This is a genomic window from Pseudoalteromonas rhizosphaerae (assembly GCF_028885455.1).
In the GTDB taxonomy this organism is placed as follows: domain Bacteria; phylum Pseudomonadota; class Gammaproteobacteria; order Enterobacterales; family Alteromonadaceae; genus Pseudoalteromonas; species Pseudoalteromonas rhizosphaerae.
Genome location: NZ_CP118496.1, coordinates 406,408 through 429,360, shown reverse-complemented (window position 1 = coordinate 429,360; position 22,953 = coordinate 406,408). Strand labels below are relative to the sequence as shown.

The window sequence follows — 22,953 nt, the reverse complement described above, 5'->3', positions numbered from 1 at the left end:
CCCTTTATAGTTTTTCAGTGGTTGCACTATCGAGTGCATCAACTTTTTTAACATCCTGCACACCAGCGATTTTCACTGCCATGCCTTTTTGCGGATACTCTGGTAAGGTAATAACTAATTGATCATCAGCCTCTAAGCCATCACTAATATAAAAGAACTCGCCCTCTTCGCGGATCACTTTCACTTTACGTGGCTCAAGTTGCTGCTCATCATTAACAATCCATACCATTTGGTTATTCACCAGTTCTTGCGGTAAGCGATAGATATTATTAAGCATAGTGCCAGCAAAATTGACTTGTACATAACTGCCATATTTAATTGCCTGCTGTTTATTAACTAACCCATACGGATCATCTATACGAACAACTAAGCTACTCATACGAGTTGCACTATCAACAATACCTAAATCACGATCAACCACAGCTTGACGCGTAAACCCATGTAAACCGGTTTTTATTACCGTTGCAGTAATGCCTTTAACTCGCTCAGGTAAAAAAACACTATCAAACCCAGCTATAGGTATGATGACTTCAGCGGTTTCAATATTATTTAATTCAGCAACTTGTGCGCCCATAGAAACAAATTGACCCACACCAACATTACGATTAATAACTAATGCATCGTATGGAGCGGTTACTTCACAGTTGTCTAAATCACGCTGTGCACGTTTTAATCCTGCTTGCGCTGACTTAACTGACGCTTGTGCACTTAGCACTTGTGGCTTACGTAAAAATAAATCGGTGCGTGCTTTGCTAGGGAATCGCTTAGCTTCGTCTTCTGCTACTTTGGCTTGCGCTTGCTCTTCAATTAACATCGCCTGCGCACGAGCTAGTTCAGCTTCAGCTTGCAGTACAGCCGCTTCGTAATTATCTTTTTCAATAGTAAATAGAACTTCTCCACGTCCAACAATACCACCGGCGACAAAACTAGGATGCCAACTAACAACTTCACCTGACACTTGTGCTGAAAGCTGTGTGTTTTCCAACGGTTTTACTTCACCATAACTGTTAATCATTACTTGGTGATCGTTGGCAGCCACAGCCTCAACTTTTACAACCGGCCGAGTGTCGACTATTTCTTTTTTTTCTGGTTCTTGAGCAATTGCATTAATTCCAGCAAAACCTGCAACTCCTAAGCCTAGCGCAACAAAAGGAAGTGCCCATTTCAAAATACTTGTTCGCATAATCGATACCCTTAAATTTCTACTAGAGCCATAATAACAGAACTGGATGAAACATTAACGTGACATTTGTAAGCAACTGTTACAAACCCCGGCATACTTTTTTACAGTCTTTACTATAAAAAAGACTTTAGCTTGATATGTTAATTTTAAACGGCAGTTATCAGTCAAAAAAGTCATGTTACACCTAGTATCGCTGCTGCGACCAATTGGCTATGCCAGCTTTACTTTCAAAACCGAACAACCTCGTGTTCGATATCGAACAGTTAAAAATAAAAAAACATCTAAAAATCACTCAACAACTTGAAGTTAAACAATATTTAATTTTGGCATCAAACTTTCATTATCTAGCTCAACAATCACAATGATAACTAGATTATGAATATTAATATTGAGCAAACCACACAATTGAACAAGACTAGAATAGCTCTGTTTATCACTGCCGTAATACTACTTGTCTGTATCGGTTACTTCACAATACAACCTACGGTGCCACAGCTTAAAGCAGACACTCTCAATGTGGTGACTGTCCAACAAGGTGATATTGATATTATGACGCCGGTGTATGGTCAATATGCATCACGCTATGAGCGCCTAATTAGTGCCCCTGCAGTTGGTCAAGTTAGTGAAATTTATCTACGTGCTGGCGCAGATGTTGAAGCTGACACTGTGATTGCCAAACTCACCAACCCAGATCTAGAACAGCAATTTTTTGAAGCTCAAGCCAAGCTAGAACGTATGCACTCTGAATTTGCTGCATTTAAATTTCAAAAACAAAATGAGCAACTGACCTTTCAAGCTGAGCTTGCTGATATTGATAGCCAAATACAAAGCGCTAAATTAGATGTTGATGTCAATCAGCGCTTATCAGAGCAAGGTATCGCCGCCAAAATTGATTTAGAACGAGCTACGTTGAAATACCAACAACTTAAAAAGCGTCTTGAGTTTGCAATCTACCGTTTTGAAAAACAAAAAGAAATGCACAAGTTAGAACTGCAGCAGCAACAAATTTTATTAACACAGCAACAAAAACAAGTAGATTTAGTCAGTAATAAAGTGACGGCATTAACAATCATCGCAGGGATTGCAGGTACATTACAGCGCTTAGATATTGAACTTGGTCAGCGAGTAAGCCAAGGACAAGCTATGGCGCGAGTGGGCTCAAAAAGCCTACTAATGGCTAAATTAAATATTCCGCAACGCATTGCTGAGCGCATAACACTTGGTGCTCGAGTCGAACTAAAACATCCATCAGGCATGTTAAAAGGCACAGTTAAGCAACTAACATCCGTAGTCGAAAACGGCTTTATTATTGCCGAAGTACACCTGAGTGAACCATTACCGACCAACCTGCGCCCTGCGCAGCCTGTCAATGCTTTAGTATTTGTTGAGCGTAAAGAAAATGCCCTCTATGTGAGCCAGCAACCAGGATTAAAACCTCTCGGTGCGCAACTGCTCTATAAACACTCAGCGAATCAAGCGCAATTACAGCAACAAGAGATCACCTTTGGCGAGCTAACGGGCAAAGATTTACTCATCACAGCTGGTGCAAACGCTGGTGAAAAAATTATCACAAATGATTTAAGCCAATGGCATACTTACAGCCACTTGGCGCTAGATACTGCAAAACTTTAAGGAAAAACACCATGACAGCACTCGTTACCATTAACAACATCAATAAAGTGTATAGCAAAGGCCAAGTTAAAACTCATGCGCTACAGGATGTTTCTTTAACAATAAACAAAGGCGAGTTTATCGCTATATCTGGCTCATCTGGCTGCGGAAAATCAACCTTACTGAGTATTTTAGGATTGCTGGATACGCCAACCGATGGCGACTATCAACTGGCGAATATTGACACTCACAGCCTCAATGTTGATCAACGCTCTAGTGTTAGGAATAAGCATATTGGCTATGTATTTCAGTCATTTAACTTGATTGATAGCCTAACCGTATTTGAAAACGTGGCTTTGCCGCTGGAGCACCGAGGTACGCCAAGTAAAGATATTAAGGCCGCCGTAGAGCAACAACTAGCGGCAGTTAACATGAGCGCCCGTTTACATCATAAACCAAGCCAACTCTCTGGCGGACAGCAACAGCGCGTTGCGATTGCTCGCGCGCTAGTTGGCAACCCCGACTTACTACTTGTGGATGAACCAACTGGTAATCTAGATAGCCAAAATGGCGATGCTGTAATGCGACTCTTGCTAGAGCTAAACAAACAAGGTGCCACTGTCGTCATGGTGACCCATGACGAACGGTATAGCCAAATGGCACAGCGTCAAATTCGCTTATTTGACGGCAAAGTACTTGTTGAACATAAGGAAGCGGTAGCATGAGTTTTTACCTTCGCGCTCTGCGCCATGGCGTTTTGAGGCTATTTACTTTGCCGCGCCTATCTTTGCCCATTTTAATTACACTCAGCTTTACGCTGGCAGCCGTGTTGGTTGTGGTCGCAATGAGTAGCAACCTAATTTTTAAACCGCTACCCGATATTAAAGACGAACAAAGTCTCTATACAATTAACCGGACTATGGCTGTCTCAGACGATATGCGAGTATCAATATTTACCACTAAACGCCTTGCACTGTTAGCTGAACAATATAAACAGTATGGCAAATTTGCAGGCTTTCAAGCAGATGAAAGTGCTATAAAAGTGGATGAGGTTGCTTATCCTGTATCGCGCTTTGATGCCAGTGATAACTTTATGACGGTAGTCGGCGGCGAGTTATTAGTTGGCGAACGACCAAGTCAAGAAAATAGCCAAAATGCAGTGTGGATTTCTCAAAGTTTATGGCGCAGTGCATTTCAAAATAATGCTAATGTAATCGGTCAAACCTTACAACTTGAAGGCCAATCACTGCAAGTTCGTGGCGTTGTTACTGATTTTTCATCTTTTTTATCGGAAACTGACGAAAAGTACGCCCAGCAAATATGGCTTTACTACAATTTAGCAGAGCAAGTTTCAAAGCCAACACAAATGACGATTGATGGCAGCCTGCAACCTCTGTTTAGAAAAACTCAGCAAGCAATTACAACAAGCGACATCGAAGATTTCTGGCTGCAATATTACCAACAAGAAAGTGAACAACTTGGCCCGATGAAGCAAATGTTTGAAAGCATGAATCCAGAAAGTACTGCGGTTCTCTATCGAGATAGTTTAATGGCTGAGCAACAAACTATGATCTGGTTTTTACTCGCCGCTGTCACCATTCTACTCATAATGGCAAGCCTAAACCTACTCAATTTATTTATTGCTCACTATCAGCAGCGTGAACAAGAATTTGCAACTCACCTATGCATGGGTGCCACCCGCAACAAGCTACTGGTGATGAGTTTCTTAGAAAATCTCAGCACCTTTTTACTTGCCGCAGTGTTAGGTTTATTAGGTGCTGCGTGGTTGATCCGCATATTACCCATAATCAGTGGCGGTAATATAGAGATGCTCGAACTGGTAAAAATTGACGCCGTAACTATATTGGTTGCACTAGTGGCCGTTTTAACTATCAACTTGTTTTTTGCGTTTCTATCAACCCAGCAATTTGATCAAACGCAGCTGATTAGCAATTTAAATAACGGCAATAAAGGCATTAATGCAGGGAAAATAACCATGCTTAGTCGCATACTGTTTATTGCACAATTAAGCTCTGCCGCCGTGATATTAACAGGTACCGCGATGCTAGCAAATGCGGCTTATAACAGCTTAAATGTCGATTTAGGTTTCACCCCTGGTAATACACTTGTTGCTCAGGTAAACCTACACAATAACGAAAAAGCTCTTTTAACGAATGCCGAGTTGGAAGCACAAAAAGTAGCGCTAGATAATGACCAAGATAGCGAGCAAAAAGCGAAGCAACGCTTTTTGGGCACCCTCGATATAAAGCGCCAATTAAGTCAGGCTGTTCAAAAGATTCAACCAAATATAACCATATTACAAAGCCAAGGTGAACCGTTTAATTTTAATACCACAATTAGCATGAATCAGGATGATGAAACCCAAAAAAGGTTCACCTTTATGAATATAAACATAGCGGCTGATTATGTGGATAGCTTTGGTTTAACATTACTAGCTGGGCAAAATATTAGCCAAGCACAATACCAAGATTTAGATGATGTAGCACTTATTAACGAGACCTTTGCCAAACAAATCTCGACTGACGGTACGCTTGAATCTGTGGTAGGAAAAAATATTGCTAGCCGACGTATCATTGGAGTGGTTGCCGATACCTATACTATCATGGCTAAAAACCAAGGCTACCCAGCTATGCTTTATACTGACAAGAGCAACACCTCAACAATAAACTTGGTGATGCAACTGCCAGAAGGGCAAGAGTTTGATAAGAACGCCATTATTCAAGCAATTAAAAGTGCTCATCCACAAGTCAGCGAAGTTAAAGCTCGTACACTGACTGAACGCTGGGATGAGCAAACAATGCCAGCTCGCGTACAGTTTTACTTTATCAGTGCATTATCGGTATTAACGCTATTGTTAGCCGCGGTGGGGAGTAATGGTATGGCAATGAGCTTTACAGAACTAAAACGCTTTGAGCTTGCCATCCGTATGGCAACAGGAGCAAGTCGTAGTAATCTGATGAAACGCACCATTAAAAGCTTTAATGGTTTACTGCTGAGCGCACTTGTCATTGCGATTACACTTGCATGTGGTATTTACTTACTATTGCAATTGCAAATACCTTTGTTGCCGGCATTTTCCTGGCAAGCACTTACAATATTTACTAGTTTATTGATTGCTATCGTCTTTATTGCCATTGTTTTGGTAGTATGGCGTATTATAAATGCTGATCCTATGCGTGCGCTTAGAGAGCAATAAATTTAAGGAGTTGGCAGCAAACGCTGCCAATACGACCATTATGAACCAACCCACTATTTTGGTTGTGGATGACGATGACGATATCCGCTTTGCACTCACATTACTGTTAGAGCAAGCCGGTTATCGCGTGGTTGAAGCTGATGGACCGGTGCAATGCATGCAATTGCTTAGCCGATTAACGCCTGCACTGGTGTTATTGGATATGAACTTTACTCGTGATACCACCTCAGGAAAAGAAGGGCTCGCGTTACTTGCACAAATTAACCCATTAAATATTCCCGTCATTTTAATGACCGCTTGGGCTAACATTGAGCTGGCAGTCACTGGTTTACAAAATGGCGCAAAAGATTTTATTGAAAAACCATGGCGTAAAGAAAAATTGCTAAGCCAAATTGCTAATCATATTAAGTCCGTAACGGCAAAGCCTGTAGACACTAGTTGGATTGCTCAATCCAGCGCGATGCAGTCTCTCGAGACACTCATCAAGCAACTGGCGCCGACCGATGCGAATTTATTAATTTTAGGTGAAAACGGTACCGGGAAATCGCAATTAGCAAAGCGAATTCATCTGCTCAGTGGCCGCTGCGAAGCGCCGCTGATAAGTCTCAATATGGGGGCATTAGCAGAGTCGTTATTTGAAAGTGAACTATTCGGTCATCATAAAGGGGCTTTTACCGATGCCAAGCAAGACCGCTTAGGCGCATTTAGCCGTGCTAAAAATGGCACCTTGTTTATGGATGAAATCGGCACTTTACCGTTTCATTTACAGCCTAAATTATTACAGGTTTTAGAAACTGGTGAGTTCACTCCGCTTGGCGCAAACGCCAGCGAAAATATAAACGTGCGACTAATCGCAGCTACCAATCAAGACTTAGCCAGCGCAATTACAAACGGCCAATTTCGCCAAGATTTATATTATCGCTTAAATACCTTTGTCATTCGTCTGCCTGCGCTACGCGAACGTAAAGACGATATCTCTGCGCTGTGCGAACATTTTATCAATCAGTTTGCGGCTAAGTACAACAAGCCCATATTGCCATTATCCGCCAGTGCTCGCGAGTTGCTAAAAAACCACCCTTGGCCTGGCAATATTCGAGAATTAAGTCATGTAATCGAACGTGCGGTGCTGATCTGTAACGGTGAAGCAATTGAAATAAATCATATCATGCTCGACTATCAAACAACACAAAGTCAATCTATCCCTGCGCTGACTTTAGAGGAGCTAGAAAAACAACGCATAGTCGAAGTACTACAACAACATAATCAGCAGATCACAGCGGCAGCTAAAAGCTTAGGTATTTCTCGTAATGCGCTTTATCGGCGTATGGAAAAATATCAATTAGAGGGTTTGGATGAATCATTTTAAAATGAGCCATAAAGCCAAGATGATTGCCATTTTAAGCGCCATATTTGCCGCAATTCTTATTCCTACTGCTGCTTTAGTGTACCAACTAAGCCAAGACACTCTACTCACCGTCACTTTAGGGGTTTGCTTAAGTTATGCATTGATTGTTTGCGCCTATCGGTTATTCCATAGTCATTTTTCACCCGTGGCACAATTACAAGCTTATATTGATGCAAAACAGCAAGGGCAAAGTAACCTTAGCTTAGGCTACAGTGATCCAAGCTCCCCATGGGCAATACTCGGCGCACAAATAGAAACATTATTTACAACACAACAACCGCAGTCTGAGCACTTAATTGATGGGTTATTTCAGCATTGGCCACACCCTATTGCAGTATTTAACGAGCAAAGCCAACTGATATTTTTTAACCACCCAATGTATGCTCAGCTGAAAACGCCATTACTACGAGGAATGACTTTTACAGAATGTGGTTTTAGCCTTGATAATAACCAATGCAGCCATGCAAAATTAAACCAGGATTGGCAAATACAACGCATTGCCCTGAGCGATGCTAAACAAACACTTATTACCGCCAGCTATATAGGCCATCAGTTACAAGATGCAAAGCGCCAATCACAAGCTGATCTAATTCGTATTTTATCGCATGAATTAAACAACTCACTGACGCCCATGGCCTCAATGACAGATACACTAATGGCGGCAGATGAATTAGACGAAATACAAACGAGACAAGTGCTAACACGGATTAAATCGCGCAGTGAGTCACTGCTGCTTTTTATTAAAGCCTATGCAGAGTTAAGTCGTTTACCGAGCGCAAAACCGCAAACCTTTGATTTAAAAGCGCTCGCAATACTCAACGCAAAAGAACAAAGCGTTCAACTTAACTTCGCAGGTTCCCCATCCTTTTTTGCCGATAAACTACTGATAGAACAATTATTAATTAATGTATTTAAAAACAGCTATGAAGCCTGCGCAGAGCAAGCTTGCATAACATTGCGCTGTTTTGCACAAAGCGACATGCAAATATTACAGCTGACTGATAACGGTCCTGGTTTTGCCAATATTGATAATGCCCTGCAACCTTTATACACCACCAAAAAACAAGGCAACGGCTTAGGCCTTGCCTTGTGTAATGATATTGTGCAAAAGCACAACGGCCAATTGCAGTTAGCTAACACAGCAGATGGCGCGCAAATCACCATTAAACTACCGCAAAATAGCTGTTAAAAACTTACAAATAAATTGTGCCTTGCATATACCGCACTGCGTATCCTGTGAGAGTAACACTATGTTCACTGACTTCGCATTGCATATGGCCGCCACGACTAGAGGCTTGATAAGCACTTAAGGTTTTTTTAACTAATTGCTGCGCCCAATAAGGCGCGAGACCGGTATGAATTGAGCCGGTAACGTAATCTTCATCACCGCCATTAGCAGGCCAAAAATAACGTGAAATAAAGTCGTATTTTGCGCTTGGTGCGGTTGCAACTACATCAAGTGGAGCTAGTGTTTTTAGCAAGTTTGAATCTGTTTTAAGGTTTAATATATCCTGCTCACTTTCATAAATCGCAAAGTAAGCTTGTTTGTTTTTCAACACCTTAACTGGTTGTATAGACAAGCCAGAAAATAGCTCAGAGGGTATTTCTGTTGTAACAAAAGGAGCTTGTTTTGGAAAAGTCATGGCAAAGCTGCCATCGCTATTTTTATTAATAACTAACTCACCGACTGCAGCAGCTTGAAAACGAACTTGCGATAAATTGTGCTGTTCGCACAACACAAATGCCGCAGCGAGTGTAGCATGCCCGCAAAAATCGATTTCCATTAACGGCGAAAACCAACGGATAGCAAAACTACCGTCAGTTTGACGACAAGTAAACGCGGTTTCGGAGACGTTATTTTCTGCGCCAATTTTTAGCATTAGCTCATTATCAAGCCAATTATCTAAATCAATAACTGCGGCATAGTTACCTTTAAACAGCTCGTTAGTGAAAGCGTCTATTTGATGGATTGTGAGTTGCATTTTTGCTCAATTTATCAGGCTAAGTTTCTAATAACTTGCCACAAATTGAGCTAAAAGAGTATTAAATTTATCTAGCTAATATTAAGCTGCGACAGGGCGCATTTTATAATATTGAATACAACCAAGTTGCGCGGCATTAGTCAGTAAGATCATCACAAACGTTAAAACATGCGAAGTACTTGGTGCCGCCATCGCTAATTCTGCAAATAAACCACACACACCCGCTATAAACTGTAAACTAAAATAACGTGCACTTAGGTTGCTAATATCACCACTGCGCAGCGTTTTATAGGTTTGCGGCATCACTCGTACAGAGCTCATGATCAAACCCACAAAAGTAAGCCATGTGAGTACCTGTGCAGTTTCTAACTGTGGATTAAGCAACAATAAAAATGGTAAGAACGAAAAGCCTAGCATGGCAGTTAATTGAATTCGCTCTCTTGTCTTTGCATTATAACGGGCAAAATAATACAAAATTAAGCCACTTAAGCATCCAGTCACCACAAAAGGCAGCACCATATAAAAGCGCTCAAAGTACAAGTTATATGTAATAAAGTAGACACTTTGGGCAACACCAAAGACCATCATTAGTAATGATAAACCCGATACACTGCGATTTTTACGAATTTTATTGAGTAACGGTAAAAAGCTAAACACTAAAATAAATGATGATAAAATAGGCAGGTAATGCGCCAAAGTAGACCTCGCTCGTTAGTAGTTGATTAATAAGTTAGCAACTTATAAACAAAACAATAAATCAGTGTAAATCACTGTTTTTATATGCTTTATGTAAGGCGCGGCATTGTAAAGGTCCTATAAAAACAAGCAACCATTTGTACAAAATAAACTCATTGCTAATGCGGCAAGTTAACCTTACAGTTTCCGTTTTTCGACTGACACTTTGCAGTTAGCAAGTAAACATCTCATCGCATAGAATTGAAATAACATTGATAATTGTTATCATGCAACAAATTAATTTTGATAGCTCTTTGCCTTATGAGAAAAACACTTTTTAAAATACACAGTTGGATTGCGCTTTGTGCTTTAGTTCCACTTATTGTGATCAGTATTACTGGCAGCGTATTAGTGTTTAAAAGTGAAATTGATGGCTTACTCATGCCAGATAGTCACTTTGTCGTTGATAGTCACGCAGAACGCAAACCCATTGATAAATTAATAGCGGTTGCTGAGCATGAATTTCCTAGCTATATAGTAGGTAGTTGGGAAATATTTAATGATGATACTGCTGATCGGGTTTATTTAATCGAACGCGGTACCGACACTTGGTATAAATTTCATATCAATCAATATTCTGGCGAAATACTCTCGCAGCCAGTTAGCACCAGTCACTACTTCACAGATTGGTTTTTAGAACTGCATTACACATTTTTGCTAAACGATTTAAAAACTCTACCAGGTCAAACAGGCACCGTCCTTGGGTTCTTTTTTGCAATCTTTCTATTTATCCTCGGCGTTACAGGCTTAATAATTTATCGTAAATTTTGGCAACGTTTATTTTCAGTACGCTTCAAGGCGACGCTGCAAATTGTACTAAGCGATATTCATAAAATGACAGGGGTACTTGGCTCACCCATTATTTTAATTTTGGCGATCACTGGCGGCTACTTTAATTGGGCTGTGTGGTATCACGAAGTAGTCGAACACGCAGAAGAACAGCATTTTATACTCACTAAAAACTTACATAGCGATACCATTAACTTTCAAGCCATTCTAGATGACAGCAAAAAACAAATCCCGACATTTAATGGTACTTTTTTAGTTATGCCACTGGAGCCTGACGAAAACATTACGCTATTTGGTGAAGTTGATAGCAATAATCCACTGGCAAGCGAATACGCTAACACCGTTACTTATGATAAACAAACCGGTGAACATATAGCTAACTGGGATATTCGCGAAGTCGGCATTGGTTGGCAAGTAATTGATAGCTTTAGAAAATTACACTTTGGTTATTTTGCCGGTTTACTCAGTAAAATCTTATGGTGCGTGATTGGACTAAGCCCAGTATGGCTTGCAGGCACTGGTTTTTACTTGTGGCTTAGCCGCCGTAATCGTAAAAAACAATCACAAAGAAATCGCGAGCAAAGGCGAACAGCGACAGCATTTAATACTTGATTAAATTTTTACCTCAGCGTACCTTTATCTAAACGCTGAGGTGACTATGAAACTTTACTTTTCTTTATTATTAATATGTTTATTAACAGCTTGTAAAAGCACAGAACAGCAGAGTACGGTTGCGCCAACACTAACTAGTTTACTAAATCACACTCTCTTTGAGTTACAGCAAGTCCCTTCAGAACAAGTTATTTTTCAACTGCCCAACGATGAAGCTAAGATCTTTCTATCTTATGTCGAGAATCAACGCCAAGACGGTTTAACTGACGATATTATTCTTTATAACTACATTGAACGCAACTTTAGTAATTTTAGCTATCATGGCGATACCCTCACAGCAGAGCAAACCCTCGAGTTATCTCATGGTAACTGTATAAGTCTGGCAATATTAACCCAAGCCTATGCAAACTTAATTGATCTGGAAACTGGTTTTCAAGAAATGACAAGCCAGCCTGTTTACGCCAAAGAAGGCAATCTGGTATTTATTGCTAACCATTTTCGTACTAAGTTATATAGCCCTTTCACTGAAGATGAAGATCAAATTACTTTTATTCGACCAGGAGTACTTATTGACTATTTTCCTTCGCGAGGAAGTTTTTATGTTGGCAGTGCTAGTTATGAGGATCTCATTGCCAAATATTATAGTAATTTAGCGGCTGATGCTTTACTGGAAAATGATTATAATCAAGTGTATAGCTTGTTAATTAAGGCTAATCAGTACGCCCCAAATGATGCTGAGTTATTCAATCTTGCGGCTATATTACATCGTCGAATTAACGATAAAACAACCAGTCAATTAATTTACCAAACAGCGCTTGATCAGCAATTACAAAGTTTAAACTTACTAAGCAATTACAAAGTACTCGCAGAAGATATTGGCAATGAAATGTTAGTTGAACAAATTAATTCATTGTTAGGTGCTCAAGAAAAAGATCCTTATGAATTAATTGCTCTTGGTGAAACAGAAGCATTGAGTGGGCGCTTAATGAGCGCTAAAAAACACATAGATGAAGCAATAAACAAGGCACCTTATTTGGCTGATCCCTATGTAGCTCTTGCAAAAATCCGTTATCAGCAAGGTAATTTAAATGACGCTCATAAATTACTCAAACAAGCTATGGATCTCGAAAGAGATCATCAACAACGTAGTATTTATGCGGCAAAGCTTGCCGCTATAAGAAGTCACCAATAACCGCCTTGAGTGAAAAGACTCAAGGCGTAAGCGTTTACAACGAATAATAAAACCCGAGCCAGCCTCTAAGCTCATCATCAAAGCTGTCGCCTTCTACTCTGACTAGGCCAAAATCAAGCTTCACATCATTGAGGCCTGCAGGGCCTAAGCCAAAACTAAAGGGGCCTTGCCATTTCACACCATAGCTTTGCCCGTATACCTGTTGGTCAATCTGATGCTGTTGATAGTACAACCATGGCATGCCTTCTGCCCAACTAATACCTCCACCATAACCTTGATAGCGTTTGCCAATAGCGCTGTAAAAGGGCAGTTCAGGTGCAAAAACAAAATCACTGCGAATATTTTTTGATAACAACGAAGAGCTAAAACCACCTAATCGCAACTCACTATCATCTCTATATTGCTGGCTATAATTAGCATACATAGGGATTGCCAGCGCTTTACCAAATAGCTGCGCAGCAACATCATAGCCCTGCCAATTCTGCGTGTCGCTATCGCCACTATACCAACGCGCATCAATCGCTTGGCCAATGGCATAATCTTGTCTGTCATAGCTCCAAGATTGCTTCAAGCCGACTCTAAGCCACTGTGAACTCTGCTCTTGCTTGATATTTGCATCATCTATCTCTGAGTAGTTATAAGCCAGTTCTGGCCGTACTTTAAACTCTCCAAAGCTCAGTGGCAGGCTGGCAGCAATATAGCCGCCTTGCACTGACTGATCAGCCAACAGGCCATGCTGATATTGCTTGCTAGCATTCAAATCATAAGAAAATAACTGGCTGTCAAACTTGATTGCAAGCGCACTGTAACGTGCTTGGGCATAAATGCCTTGCAGTGCAGTGTCATGTAAATCAACACTGTAGCCCAGCTGCCAATCTAATTGCTTGAGTAAATCGCTGCCTTTAATACTCACTGAAAATAATGCCGCAGAGGCTGAATGATATTGTTCACCTAACGCAAAAGTGGCTTTTTGCTGCCAAATATCGTAGTGCGTTTGCTCACCAATGGGTTGTTGATATACTTGAGCTTTTGGCAAGGTGTGCTCATTCACAAGCAACAAAGGCGCAATACTGTTAGTTGCAAAATCGGTGATTTCTTCTTCGTTATTACTTACCTGTAGCTGCATAATGTCAGGGCCATCACTACTGATTGAAAAATACAGTAAATCCCCGTCAGATAGTGCGAGTGGATTAGCAACCGCTTGTTGGCCTTGAGTCAGCTTGAACAAACGTTGTGTAGTTAAATCATAACGGTAGATATCCGTTGCCTGAGCTAATCCTGCAACAAAATAAAGCTGCTTGCCATCCGCACTCCAACTTGGTTGTGATAAGTATTGATATCCCTTAGGCATTGGTACAGCAATTGATTTTTGTCCATAAAGATCTTGTATATACAATTGCCAATTATGATTAAACTCAGTTTTAAGAAAGGCGAGTTGCTGTTGATTGGGGCTAACTACTGGATAATCGTAAACCGTTGCTAGACTTTTTTCGAATAATGGTTGAGCTTGACCGGTTTGTAAATCAACTCGCACTAACTCTGAGTAACCCCCTTTAACCTGTTCTCCATAAAGTGTTTGCCCATTATCTGCAATACTAAAGCGCCGCAGGCCAGCTAAATCAGTTAGTTTGGTAACTTCACCGGTTTGCGTATCCCAGCTAAATATATCTGATATACGCTGATTATCAATATTATCTACGTTGCTGTAGGCTGAAAAATACAACACGTCGTCATTTAGCCATTGTGGGTTTTGAATACCCGCACGGTTGATTTGATTCAAGACTTGCTTTTGCTTACGTTGAAACACCTTGGGTGGTTTATCAGCAACATCTTTAGGATCATCAGCGAGTAGCTCTTGTTGCTCTTGGTTAAACTCTTCTGCAGCTTTGAGGTTATCCTCAGTACTGTAGAGTTTTAACTGAGTCTTGCCGTCTTGATCACGCTCCACCACTGCAAGTTGCTCGCTATTTGGTGATAAAGCAGGACCACTAGCATAGTGATCTAACGCCAACCAAAGCTCACTAGTAAGTGACTGTTCACTTCTTTCTTTACTCATTGCTTGATAAGTATACTCAGCAATAAAACGTCGATACAACTTACTCGCAGAGTCACCAAAGACCCCTTCGAATGCGTCATCAAATTCGCGTTGTTTTACTCCTTGCATACGCGTCCAAACAGCATCAAGGGTTTGCTCTGAATAGTTTTTCTCTAGCCAAGCTAAAAATCGTGCGCCCATTAAATACGCCATAGAGCCAGCCATAAAGCCACCATCTGTACTATTCAACTGATCATAGCGAGGCAATGCACCTTGCTGAGCAAATTCGATTAAAATCGCCTCGCTGTAGTTATCAAATAACCGACCACGCCCCGTCATTTTCGATTCAAGTAATGTTGCATAACCCTCTGCCACCCACCGAGGCATCTCGCTGTGTGTTATATCGTATAAATCCCAGATATTCCTGAGCTCTTGACGCCATTTACTGCGGGTAGGTTGTGCTAAATGCACTAGATGAATATATTCGTGCAGTACCAGTAATTGCTGCCAACCACTATTATTTGAGATCACTGTATCTGACTGCGGTGGTGTAGTAAAAAGCGCCATCAATGGCTTATTTGAAACCGGTAATGCAAAACCATTAGCGGCATTGAGTGGATCAAACACCACCACATCAACCGCATCATCTAAAGCACGGTTTTGTTGCTCAAGCACTTTGCTGCGGACGATTTCTAATTCATTGGCCGCAGAGCGTGCCCAATCTGCATTTTCTTGACTGTAATGAACATTAAAGTGTTCGGTATGAATAGTTTGCCATTGCACGGCGGCCTGTGTATGTGTGGCTAATAATAACGAAGTAGCGAGTAAGGTTTTTTTCATCATGTTCCCTGATCTCTTATTTTAAACCCATTATTGTCATAACTTAGTCTAAAAAGAGAGCATAAAAATGTAAGAAAACGTGAGTTACCGCTATTACGCTTTATCGCCTAATAAAATACCATCCTAAGAACTTGAAAGCGGTGAATTACATCCAACTTCGTTGATCAGATTCAGCTTGGCAGAGAATAAAGTCGATAATTTCATCGGCTTGCTCTGCTTTGATATAAGGCATAGTCGCTGTGCCCGCAGCGAGTTGTATAGACAAGCTCTTCAAACCACTTTTTCGCATAAAATAAGTGCTTACTGCGCGCGTGCTTTGCGCTTTATATAGTTCAAACACTCGATAATGCACACTTATCATGCCACTGCGAAACACTGCGTAATATCGCCCTTGATATTGATAAAAATAATAACCGTATCGTCGATATGATAAGTACACCAAGGAACTTAGTAATACAGCACAAAGCAGGCCATATACCGGGCTGTAACCTTGTCCTGCATAGCCCATAAATGCAATTAAAGCGCTCGGTAACAAAGCATAAAAGCATAGATTTTTGATCAGTAACGCTTTTTCGACACCTTTAAAGTTGAGTGCTTTAAAATCATCACCGGTTAAATTAAGCCAAGGATGTACCCACTGACAAACTTGTTTTACTTGCTCAAGTGAAAGCACTGGCATCACTAAGCTTTGTTTGCTCTTTGCGCCCGCGCTAAAGCCGCCGCTGGTTGCTTGCAAACACTGCACGGTATAACGTTTAAGTAGTCGTGCAATTAGGTTTTGCTTAATCAGCAGCGATTGTACTTTATCAAGACTCACCGACAACTGATGACGCTCTAATAATCCTGCAATGCGTTTAAATTTTCCGGCCTGAAAGTAAAGCTGAAAATTATAAAAGCGGATTAATGACATTAATACCGATAATAAAACGGCAACCAACACAACAAGCACAAGTATTGAAAACACAGCGAGTGCTGCAGCATCAACCAACACGCCCACTTCTTGCTGATAGAATGATTCTAGGCGATTGATCACCGCTTTTTCTAAAAACTCCAGCACAACATTCATAAAAGGCGCAAGCGCTGCTAATGCCAAAATAGCCATATTCGACATCAAGCCAAATTTTGCAACTTCTTTATTGCTCAGCACCAAACATTGTTGTGGTTCGTTGGTATGTGTATCTTCAGGTTGCTGCTTAGCTGCAGTTTGTTGTTGGGTTTCTTTATAAGCCAATACTCGCTCGCGCATTTGCTCTGCATATAGCGATGTAACCCCGGGTAATACAGCCTCTTGGCTAGTGCTGCCAGCGGCATCAAAAATACAGTTAACCAAACCCAGAGGCTTAAAATAAAACGGTTCGGCAATATTAACATTCTGCACTCGCAAAAAGTTCAAGGTTAAACGCTCTTTTTTAAACACCCCTTTATTGAGTAATATTTCATGCTCATCAGTAATGCAAAAGCGAAAATTAATATAGTAAAAAAATGAATAAATTAACAAGCTAATAATCGCTACCGCTAATGCAACTTGCCCCCAAAACCACTTATTTTCAACTTGCGTAACAAACACAACCATAATAGGTAGTAAGTTAAATACACCGTCTTTGACAAATCGGAAAGCAAAATGCACGATAAAATAAACCAGTGACCAAGACGAAACACGCTGCCATTTCAAATTATCCATTTAACGACTCATCAGTAGCTAATACACTATCACCGGCTTGATTGCTGGTATTGTTAGATACTTGTCTTGCTTCAGTGTACTTTTGAATATACTGACGGATATTTTTACAATCATCATGACTTAAGCCACTAATGTTGAGATCGGCGCTCATTCCGCCAGCACTGTACAAACGCAAGCTAGCCAAGCCCAGTTTTCGCTCCAAAGGGCCACGATGTATTTCTGTGTGCTGCACTCGTGAGAAAGGTAAAATCGTCACCTGCTGCCAAATAACGCCTTTGCGATAAGCTATATCATGCTCACGCATAGCAATTCCTTTAAGTCGCATACTGACAACGTTATAAGCTAGCGATAAAACTAAAATAATTGGTAAACCAATCAGTAAGCTCGTTTGTGCCAGTGCTGCAAACTCCTGATTAAAAAAGCAAACAGCGCCTAATATTGCAGTTAATGGTAGATAAAACAGCAGCCAGTTAAGCTGAGCGTGCAGCAACGCTTTATCTGCCAGTGGCTTATATACTATTTGTTGATGTTGGGGTAAGACGTCCAGTTGGTGGTTTTCGAACACTTTTTTTCCTTAACAAGCCAACGATTTGATACGTTGGCTTTGATTTATAGCAAAGTTGCGGCCCTATATTACACCCAGCGAATGGTCGTCGCTAAGGTATGACTTTCGCCTGGCGCTACAATCGCACTATCATCCATTACATTTGCCGCTTCAAGGCACAACATTGTATGGTATTCATCATCAGCAAAATTAGATAAACGCTTAGACTTATCAATCCACGGGTTCCACAGCACACAAGAGCTGGAGTTTTCACGGCCGACTTCAATAATTCCATCCGGAGTAATAATACGCTGGATAGTTGCGGCTTGGGTATAAACCATATCTGTTTCACGAGCAAAACCAACCAGTCCATCTTGATCAAACGGGCCTTCGCTAAACTCAATATATTTGGAACCTTGCAGCCCATCCACTTGAGTTTCTTCAATAGCAGGGGTTGGAAAATAAGTGTGCAGCGCTTGCGTGAAAGTAATAGTTTGGTTACTTAAATTAGTGGTTGTTAAACGCACTTCAAGCTGATTAGTTAGTATAAATTCAACCTTTAGCTTTGATTTGTGTGGCCAGTAGGTTTCATCAACTTGTGCCATTGGCAAGGTTAAGCTAACTCGAATTTCATCGTCTTGCTCTGCAACTTCATCTGCTCGCCATAAGCTCGTACGTGCTACACCGTGAATTGGCCACTCAGGATTTGGATTGACACCAAACCATGGCCAACAAATAGGAATGCCACCACGTATACTTTTACCTTCTTGGTAATCTTCTTCGCTTGATACCCAAATTAATGGCTTTTTGCCACTTGGCGTGAATTCAGTGAGTTGTGCACCTTGTAGAAAAATTTTAGCGCTACAAAGCTCGCTTGCAACATTGATATATTCTAAACCAGTGTCAGTTTGTTCGATGCTTACAGATGGAGATAACTTCATTATACGTCCCATAAAAATGAAAAACCTATCTCACCTTACCCAATCCCCAACCAATTAGTAAATATTATTTAGTGAGTTTTTATGTCAAATTTACAATTTTTCACTCTGTCATGACTTATAGGTAAGCTCAGCACCAAAAACGTTTAATTAAATAATATGTAAATGAACTAAGTTTAATTTCAACTCAAAACAAATAAAAAACAGCTACAGCTTTGTGTAAAGCCAATAATACAGTATAAATCGACCTTATCTATTTGAACTCTATTTATTAGATGTGTAATATTTATTGATTGCGCGAGCGCCTTGACCGTAAACCATCTGCGAATGAGATAAAAATGAAAAAATATGACGAATTATTGGTTTCTTTACGTAAAGTGATCCGCGCGATCGACCTCCATTCTAAGCAGTTAAATAAAATCTCCGGCCTCACCGGTCCGCAGCTATTAATTATGACTGAAGTAGCACAAACTGATGGTATTACAGCCAGTCGCATTGCCCAAAATGTAAACCTGAGTCCTGCAACTGTAACTAATATTTTGGATCGCTTAGAAAACCGCGATTTAGTGACGCGTGTTCGCAGCCAATTAGACAAACGTCGAGTGAGTCTTTACCTCACTGCAAATGGTCAAACGATTCTGCAAGCAGCACCACAACCGTTACAAGAACACTTTATTGAAAAGTTCTCAGCCTTAGACGAGTGGGAACAAAGCCAGCTACTATCATCAATGCAGCGTATTGCTACTATGATGGATGCTCAAAGTATAGATGCAGCTCCTTTATTAGAAGTTGGTGTGCTGACCCGCGCCGCTGAAGGCAAACCCACCGAATAAATAGTTTATAAAATCATATTAAACAAATGATTACCCTAGAACACATGGTTAGTTAACTTGGGTTAAAGGTACAATTAGTCTATTCTATACATACCTATATCAAGAATAGCGATTTATCATGCTTAAACTATCAAAGTTAGCTTTCGCGACTATGCTAGGCGCAACAAGCAGCGCCTCATATGCTTCAGACATTGATGCTATGCAAGCTCAACTTTCTCAACTCCAACAACAGATGCAGCAACTGCAACAGCAGCTTGCGGCTGAAAAAGCAAAACAAGCTAAAGTTAATCAACAGCTTGAAGAACAGACCAAGACCATCGCAAAGCAAACTCAAGATAATACCGAAACAGCCCTATCCGGAGTTAAATTTGGTGGTGCAATTCGTACTAACTACAGTCACACCTCATATGATGACGGCAATAAAAACCGTGGTGGCGATTTTGATTTTGATATTTTCCGTTTAAATGTTTCTGGCGATATTGGTGGAGTGCTGATCGGCGGAGAGATCCGCTTTTTTGATTACATGACCGCAATAAAATCAGCATGGGCAGGCTATCAATTTACTGACGACTGGCAAGTGCAAGTAGGTATCACAAAAGTGCCGTTTGGTAATGATCCTTATAACTCCCATAACTATTTCTTTAGTGCAAACTACTACGTTGGTTTAGAAGACGATCATGATTTAGGCGTGATGTTTAAACGTAAAGTAGCTGATAACTGGCAGCTCGATTTAGGTTTTTTCAAAAATGACGAACTCGGTGGTGTCGATGGTTATGTTGAAGATCGCAGCCATCGCTATTCGTACGATATTGTTGGTAGTCGCACCGTCGACGAGGGTATTTATGCCGAACCGAGCAAAGGGCTTGGTGAGTATAATACCTTTGCCGGCCGCTACGCCTATTACTTTGAACACGGCAAAGGCATGACCACAGAAGTCGGAATATCAGGCTTAGCCGGTGGCTTACATGACGGCCAAGACCGCGCAGGAAGTTACAACGCATGGGCACTGCATGTAAACAGCGTTATCAATAATTGGAATATTCAGCTACAGCATGGCGAATATGACTACAATATCGATGACACTAATCGTATCGCGGTTGGCGCATATGGGTTTTATGACTCTATTGCGACCGATGCAACCACCAGTAGCTTTAATGTCGCTTACAGCGTACCGGTTGAATGGGGTCCAGTAAGCAACCTGCAATTTTATAATGATTACAGCGCGATTTATAACAAGTCTGATGACACTGCCGATACTTGGATGAATGTTACCGGGGTATCCGTCGCGGCTGGCGGCTTGTTCACTTACTTTGATTTAGTTCATGCCCGCAATCAAGCATTTGTAGGTGGCTCTGTTGCCGGTGATAGTAATGAAACCGAGCGTCGATTTAATATTAATATTGGCTATTACTTTTAATCTTTAAAGTCAGCCTGTAATTAGGGGGGTTAGTCTTAAGAGGTTACCCCCTCATAAACTCATCCTTCATAACGCTGTAAGCAATGACTGCAAGCAATTACATTCCCATCAACTCATAATAGGATATAAAAAGAACAGCGGCATCAGGTTGAATCGCAAGCTGAGGCGCTGAACGTGGCAGAGTATAACGTCATCGAGTACAATTAACTGACAATGCTGAGTAAACTAGCAGCATATTGTTTAACGTTGCTTGCCAAGCATTTAGCCGTTTTCAACTTTATCAGGCACAAGTCTATTCATGAATTTAAAAGTAATTTTAGCCACTTATAAAAGTATTGGCTATCAACTATTAGGACTAGCCTTGGTTGGGCTGGGAATTATAGGTATTGTTTTACCTGTGATGCCCACCACTATTTTTTTCATTTTGGCATTAGCGTGCTTTACTCGCTCGTCCCCAAAACTCGCTGCTTGGTTACTCAATCATCCTCGTTATGGCGTAACCTTACGCCATTGGCAAAAGTACAAAGTAGTACCCGTAAAGGCGAAGTGGTTTGCGGGTATTGGTATGTCACTTGGCTTTATTGTATTGCTGCTTTGTGCACCGCCGTGGTGGGTTTTACTGCTGGTAGCCTGCATCGAAATAGCGGTTATGATTTATTTACTCTCTCGCCCTTCAAAATACCTACCAATGTAAATTTCGTAAATAATGTTGTGATAACTAATGCAAATCATTACCATGTAGATAACATTGCTTAACTACTAAATTATTTATGCCGTTAATAAATAAACGAACTTTATATAGTACCAGTCGTGCGTTGCATATTTATCTATCAACAGCACTGCTGTTTTTGCTTATTTTATTTTCTGTCAGTGGGATTGTACTTAATCATGTTGATTGGCTAGAAGGCGATAAAAGTGATGGGCAACTAACCACATCACTCCCAAGTGCATTACTTGAGCAGGGCCAAGAAAACCTAGCAACCTTACCCATTTTATACCCTGAAATAGAAGCTTACTTAGCCAACCAATATGGCTTAACTAAAGTAAAAAGTATCGACTGGGAAAAAGAAGATGCACTCGTGATGCTCGACTACCCACTGCCTGCAGGTTTTGCCTTCGCAGAACTTAATTTCATCAGTGGCGAACTGAATCTCGAATATCAAACTGGCGGCTTTTTAAGCTTAATTGGCGATTTACATAAAGGCCGTCATAGCGGCGAAGCATGGAGCTGGGTGATTGATATATCAGCCGTGTTAATGATTTTTTTTGCTATCACCGGGATGATTATTTTATTTCAAAATAGAAAAAAACGCTTAGTAGGAATATGGCTAACAGTGCTTGGGGTCGCAACACCAGCAGTCATTTATTTATGCTGGGTTCCGCAACTAAAAGGAGTGTCTTAATGCTAAAACTTAATACCTTAATAAGCGCTGTTGTTTTATTTACAGCAGCTTTGTTTCAACCTCATGCGAATGCCGCTGAACTTGAAATAGAACTAACCCTACCTGATCTAGACGTACAACCTTACCATCGACCTTATGTCGCGGTTTGGCTAGAAACCCCAGAGCGTAAGCATGTAACCACGGTTGCCTTATGGGTTGAAAAAGCAGAATGGTTTAAAGACTTACGCCAGTGGTGGCGTAAAGCCGGAAAAAGTGACGCTAACTTTGATGGTGTAACAGGTGCAACAAAGCGCCCAGGTACTTACACCATTAACTGGAATGGCACAGATCTAGATGGCAAAGCCGTAGCTGCAGGCAAGTATTTACTTAATTTAGAAGTCGTTCGCGAAGAAGGTGGCCGTGATTACACCCGTGTAGAACTTGATCTAAATAAAGACGGCAAGATCACCATCGATGGCACCAATGAATTTTCACAAAGCTTCGTCACCATTAAAAGTCAGTAAATGTAGCTGCTAAAACAATTTAAATAAGGAAAG

At 40.9% G+C, this 22,953-nt stretch carries 19 protein-coding genes; 12 read left to right on the top strand and 7 right to left on the bottom strand.

Going from position 1 to position 22,953, the window contains the following annotated elements; translation table 11 throughout:
• Window positions 1-4: 4 nt before the first annotated feature.
• Complete coding sequence (locus PVK79_RS01985; RefSeq protein ID WP_257325206.1) at window positions 5-1,183, bottom strand: efflux RND transporter periplasmic adaptor subunit; 1,179 nt, start codon at window positions 1,181-1,183, stop codon at window positions 5-7.
• Window positions 1,184-1,558: 375 nt separating this feature from the next.
• Here PVK79_RS01985 and PVK79_RS01980 point away from each other — a divergent pair, with 375 nt between their 5' ends.
• Genes PVK79_RS01980 through PVK79_RS01960 form a run of 5 tightly spaced genes read left to right on the top strand, consistent with a single transcriptional unit; the run spans window position 1,559 to window position 8,605 of the window.
• The gene (locus PVK79_RS01980; protein ID WP_257325205.1) at window positions 1,559-2,815 is read left to right on the top strand and encodes an efflux RND transporter periplasmic adaptor subunit; all 1,257 of its coding nucleotides are present in this window, start codon (window positions 1,559-1,561) and stop codon (window positions 2,813-2,815) included.
• A gap of 11 nt (window positions 2,816-2,826) precedes the next feature.
• Window positions 2,827-3,519 carry an ABC transporter ATP-binding protein gene (locus tag PVK79_RS01975; protein ID WP_145240229.1) on the top strand — a complete coding sequence of 231 codons (693 nt, stop codon included), beginning with the start codon at window positions 2,827-2,829 and terminating at the stop codon, window positions 3,517-3,519.
• Window positions 3,516-6,011: an ABC transporter permease gene (locus PVK79_RS01970; RefSeq protein ID WP_257325204.1), complete on the top strand. Its 2,496-nt coding sequence runs from the start codon at window positions 3,516-3,518 to the stop codon at window positions 6,009-6,011. The genes PVK79_RS01975 and PVK79_RS01970 overlap by 4 nt, the downstream gene beginning before the upstream one ends.
• Window positions 5,977-7,377: a sigma-54-dependent transcriptional regulator gene (locus tag PVK79_RS01965; protein WP_257325203.1), complete on the top strand. Its 1,401-nt coding sequence runs from the start codon at window positions 5,977-5,979 to the stop codon at window positions 7,375-7,377. The genes PVK79_RS01970 and PVK79_RS01965 overlap by 35 nt, the downstream gene beginning before the upstream one ends.
• Window positions 7,364-8,605 carry a sensor histidine kinase gene (locus PVK79_RS01960; protein ID WP_182730695.1) on the top strand — a complete coding sequence of 414 codons (1,242 nt, stop codon included), beginning with the start codon at window positions 7,364-7,366 and terminating at the stop codon, window positions 8,603-8,605. Before PVK79_RS01965 ends, PVK79_RS01960 begins: the two co-directional genes overlap by 14 nt.
• 4 nt (window positions 8,606-8,609) lie before the next feature.
• Here PVK79_RS01960 and PVK79_RS01955 read toward each other — a convergent pair whose 3' ends face one another.
• Together PVK79_RS01955 and PVK79_RS01950 are read right to left on the bottom strand one after the other, a co-directional pair.
• The gene (locus tag PVK79_RS01955) at window positions 8,610-9,398 is read right to left on the bottom strand and encodes a PhzF family phenazine biosynthesis protein (protein WP_182730694.1); all 789 of its coding nucleotides are present in this window, start codon (window positions 9,396-9,398) and stop codon (window positions 8,610-8,612) included.
• A gap of 81 nt (window positions 9,399-9,479) precedes the next feature.
• Complete coding sequence (locus tag PVK79_RS01950; protein WP_257325202.1) at window positions 9,480-10,094, bottom strand: PQ-loop repeat-containing protein; 615 nt, start codon at window positions 10,092-10,094, stop codon at window positions 9,480-9,482.
• A gap of 300 nt (window positions 10,095-10,394) precedes the next feature.
• Here PVK79_RS01950 and PVK79_RS01945 point away from each other — a divergent pair, with 300 nt between their 5' ends.
• Together PVK79_RS01945 and PVK79_RS01940 are read left to right on the top strand one after the other, a co-directional pair.
• The gene (locus PVK79_RS01945) at window positions 10,395-11,534 is read left to right on the top strand and encodes a PepSY-associated TM helix domain-containing protein (RefSeq protein WP_145240219.1); all 1,140 of its coding nucleotides are present in this window, start codon (window positions 10,395-10,397) and stop codon (window positions 11,532-11,534) included.
• Window positions 11,535-11,580: 46 nt separating this feature from the next.
• Window positions 11,581-12,726 (top strand): tetratricopeptide repeat protein, encoded by a 1,146-nt coding sequence (locus PVK79_RS01940; protein ID WP_257325201.1) that lies wholly within the window; start codon window positions 11,581-11,583, stop codon window positions 12,724-12,726.
• 34 nt (window positions 12,727-12,760) lie between these two features.
• On the opposite strand, the gene PVK79_RS01935 is transcribed toward PVK79_RS01940, so the two are convergent.
• The 4 genes from PVK79_RS01935 to PVK79_RS01920 all read right to left on the bottom strand — a co-directional run bounded on the left by PVK79_RS01935 (window position 12,761) and on the right by PVK79_RS01920 (window position 18,767).
• Window positions 12,761-15,601: a TolB family protein gene (locus tag PVK79_RS01935; RefSeq protein WP_257326421.1), complete on the bottom strand. Its 2,841-nt coding sequence runs from the start codon at window positions 15,599-15,601 to the stop codon at window positions 12,761-12,763.
• A 145-nt stretch (window positions 15,602-15,746) separates the two neighbouring features.
• Entirely contained in the window at window positions 15,747-17,282 is a 1,536-nt protein-coding gene (locus tag PVK79_RS01930) for a PH domain-containing protein (RefSeq protein ID WP_257325200.1), read from the bottom strand.
• Complete coding sequence (locus PVK79_RS01925) at window positions 17,275-17,847, bottom strand: PH domain-containing protein (RefSeq protein WP_182757871.1); 573 nt, start codon at window positions 17,845-17,847, stop codon at window positions 17,275-17,277. Before PVK79_RS01925 ends, PVK79_RS01930 begins: the two co-directional genes overlap by 8 nt.
• 68 nt (window positions 17,848-17,915) lie before the next feature.
• Window positions 17,916-18,767, bottom strand: a complete 852-nt coding sequence (locus PVK79_RS01920) for a D-hexose-6-phosphate mutarotase (RefSeq protein WP_145240211.1) — start codon at window positions 18,765-18,767, stop codon at window positions 17,916-17,918.
• Between the two features lie 335 nt (window positions 18,768-19,102).
• Between PVK79_RS01920 and PVK79_RS01915 the strand changes: the two genes are divergently transcribed.
• The 5 genes from PVK79_RS01915 (at window position 19,103) to PVK79_RS01895 (ending at window position 22,920) form a co-directional block, all read left to right on the top strand.
• Window positions 19,103-19,597, top strand: coding sequence for a MarR family winged helix-turn-helix transcriptional regulator (locus tag PVK79_RS01915; RefSeq protein WP_145240209.1), 495 nt, complete (start codon window positions 19,103-19,105; stop codon window positions 19,595-19,597).
• A 118-nt stretch (window positions 19,598-19,715) separates the two neighbouring features.
• A complete protein-coding gene (locus PVK79_RS01910; RefSeq protein WP_145240207.1) occupies window positions 19,716-21,014 on the top strand; it encodes a porin in 1,299 nt (432 codons plus the stop codon).
• Between the two features lie 298 nt (window positions 21,015-21,312).
• Window positions 21,313-21,708 (top strand): YbaN family protein, encoded by a 396-nt coding sequence (locus PVK79_RS01905; RefSeq protein WP_145240205.1) that lies wholly within the window; start codon window positions 21,313-21,315, stop codon window positions 21,706-21,708.
• 76 nt (window positions 21,709-21,784) lie between these two features.
• Window positions 21,785-22,417 (top strand): PepSY-associated TM helix domain-containing protein, encoded by a 633-nt coding sequence (locus tag PVK79_RS01900; RefSeq protein WP_145240203.1) that lies wholly within the window; start codon window positions 21,785-21,787, stop codon window positions 22,415-22,417.
• Window positions 22,417-22,920 (top strand): DUF2271 domain-containing protein, encoded by a 504-nt coding sequence (locus PVK79_RS01895; RefSeq protein ID WP_145240201.1) that lies wholly within the window; start codon window positions 22,417-22,419, stop codon window positions 22,918-22,920. Before PVK79_RS01900 ends, PVK79_RS01895 begins: the two co-directional genes overlap by 1 nt.
• The last annotated feature ends 33 nt before the right edge of the window (window positions 22,921-22,953 follow it).

Bases quoted from the DNA above. Each gene is read 5' to 3' on its own strand.
- PVK79_RS01985 (WP_257325206.1), bottom strand. From the start codon at position 1,183: ATGCGAACAAGTATTTTGAAATGGGCACTTCCTTTTGTTGCGCTAGGC.
- PVK79_RS01980 (WP_257325205.1), top strand. From the start codon at position 1,559: ATGAATATTAATATTGAGCAAACCACACAATTGAACAAGACTAGAATA.
- PVK79_RS01975 (WP_145240229.1), top strand. From the start codon at position 2,827: ATGACAGCACTCGTTACCATTAACAACATCAATAAAGTGTATAGCAAA.
- PVK79_RS01970 (WP_257325204.1), top strand. From the start codon at position 3,516: ATGAGTTTTTACCTTCGCGCTCTGCGCCATGGCGTTTTGAGGCTATTT.
- PVK79_RS01965 (WP_257325203.1), top strand. From the start codon at position 5,977: ATGCTGATCCTATGCGTGCGCTTAGAGAGCAATAAATTTAAGGAGTTG.
- PVK79_RS01960 (WP_182730695.1), top strand. From the start codon at position 7,364: ATGAATCATTTTAAAATGAGCCATAAAGCCAAGATGATTGCCATTTTA.
- PVK79_RS01955 (WP_182730694.1), bottom strand. From the start codon at position 9,398: ATGCAACTCACAATCCATCAAATAGACGCTTTCACTAACGAGCTGTTT.
- PVK79_RS01945 (WP_145240219.1), top strand. From the start codon at position 10,395: ATGAGAAAAACACTTTTTAAAATACACAGTTGGATTGCGCTTTGTGCT.
- PVK79_RS01940 (WP_257325201.1), top strand. From the start codon at position 11,581: ATGAAACTTTACTTTTCTTTATTATTAATATGTTTATTAACAGCTTGT.
- PVK79_RS01935 (WP_257326421.1), bottom strand. From the start codon at position 15,601: ATGAAAAAAACCTTACTCGCTACTTCGTTATTATTAGCCACACATACA.
- PVK79_RS01930 (WP_257325200.1), bottom strand. From the start codon at position 17,282: ATGGATAATTTGAAATGGCAGCGTGTTTCGTCTTGGTCACTGGTTTAT.
- PVK79_RS01920 (WP_145240211.1), bottom strand. From the start codon at position 18,767: ATGAAGTTATCTCCATCTGTAAGCATCGAACAAACTGACACTGGTTTA.
- PVK79_RS01915 (WP_145240209.1), top strand. From the start codon at position 19,103: ATGAAAAAATATGACGAATTATTGGTTTCTTTACGTAAAGTGATCCGC.
- PVK79_RS01910 (WP_145240207.1), top strand. From the start codon at position 19,716: ATGCTTAAACTATCAAAGTTAGCTTTCGCGACTATGCTAGGCGCAACA.
- PVK79_RS01905 (WP_145240205.1), top strand. From the start codon at position 21,313: ATGAATTTAAAAGTAATTTTAGCCACTTATAAAAGTATTGGCTATCAA.
- PVK79_RS01900 (WP_145240203.1), top strand. From the start codon at position 21,785: ATGCCGTTAATAAATAAACGAACTTTATATAGTACCAGTCGTGCGTTG.
- PVK79_RS01895 (WP_145240201.1), top strand. From the start codon at position 22,417: ATGCTAAAACTTAATACCTTAATAAGCGCTGTTGTTTTATTTACAGCA.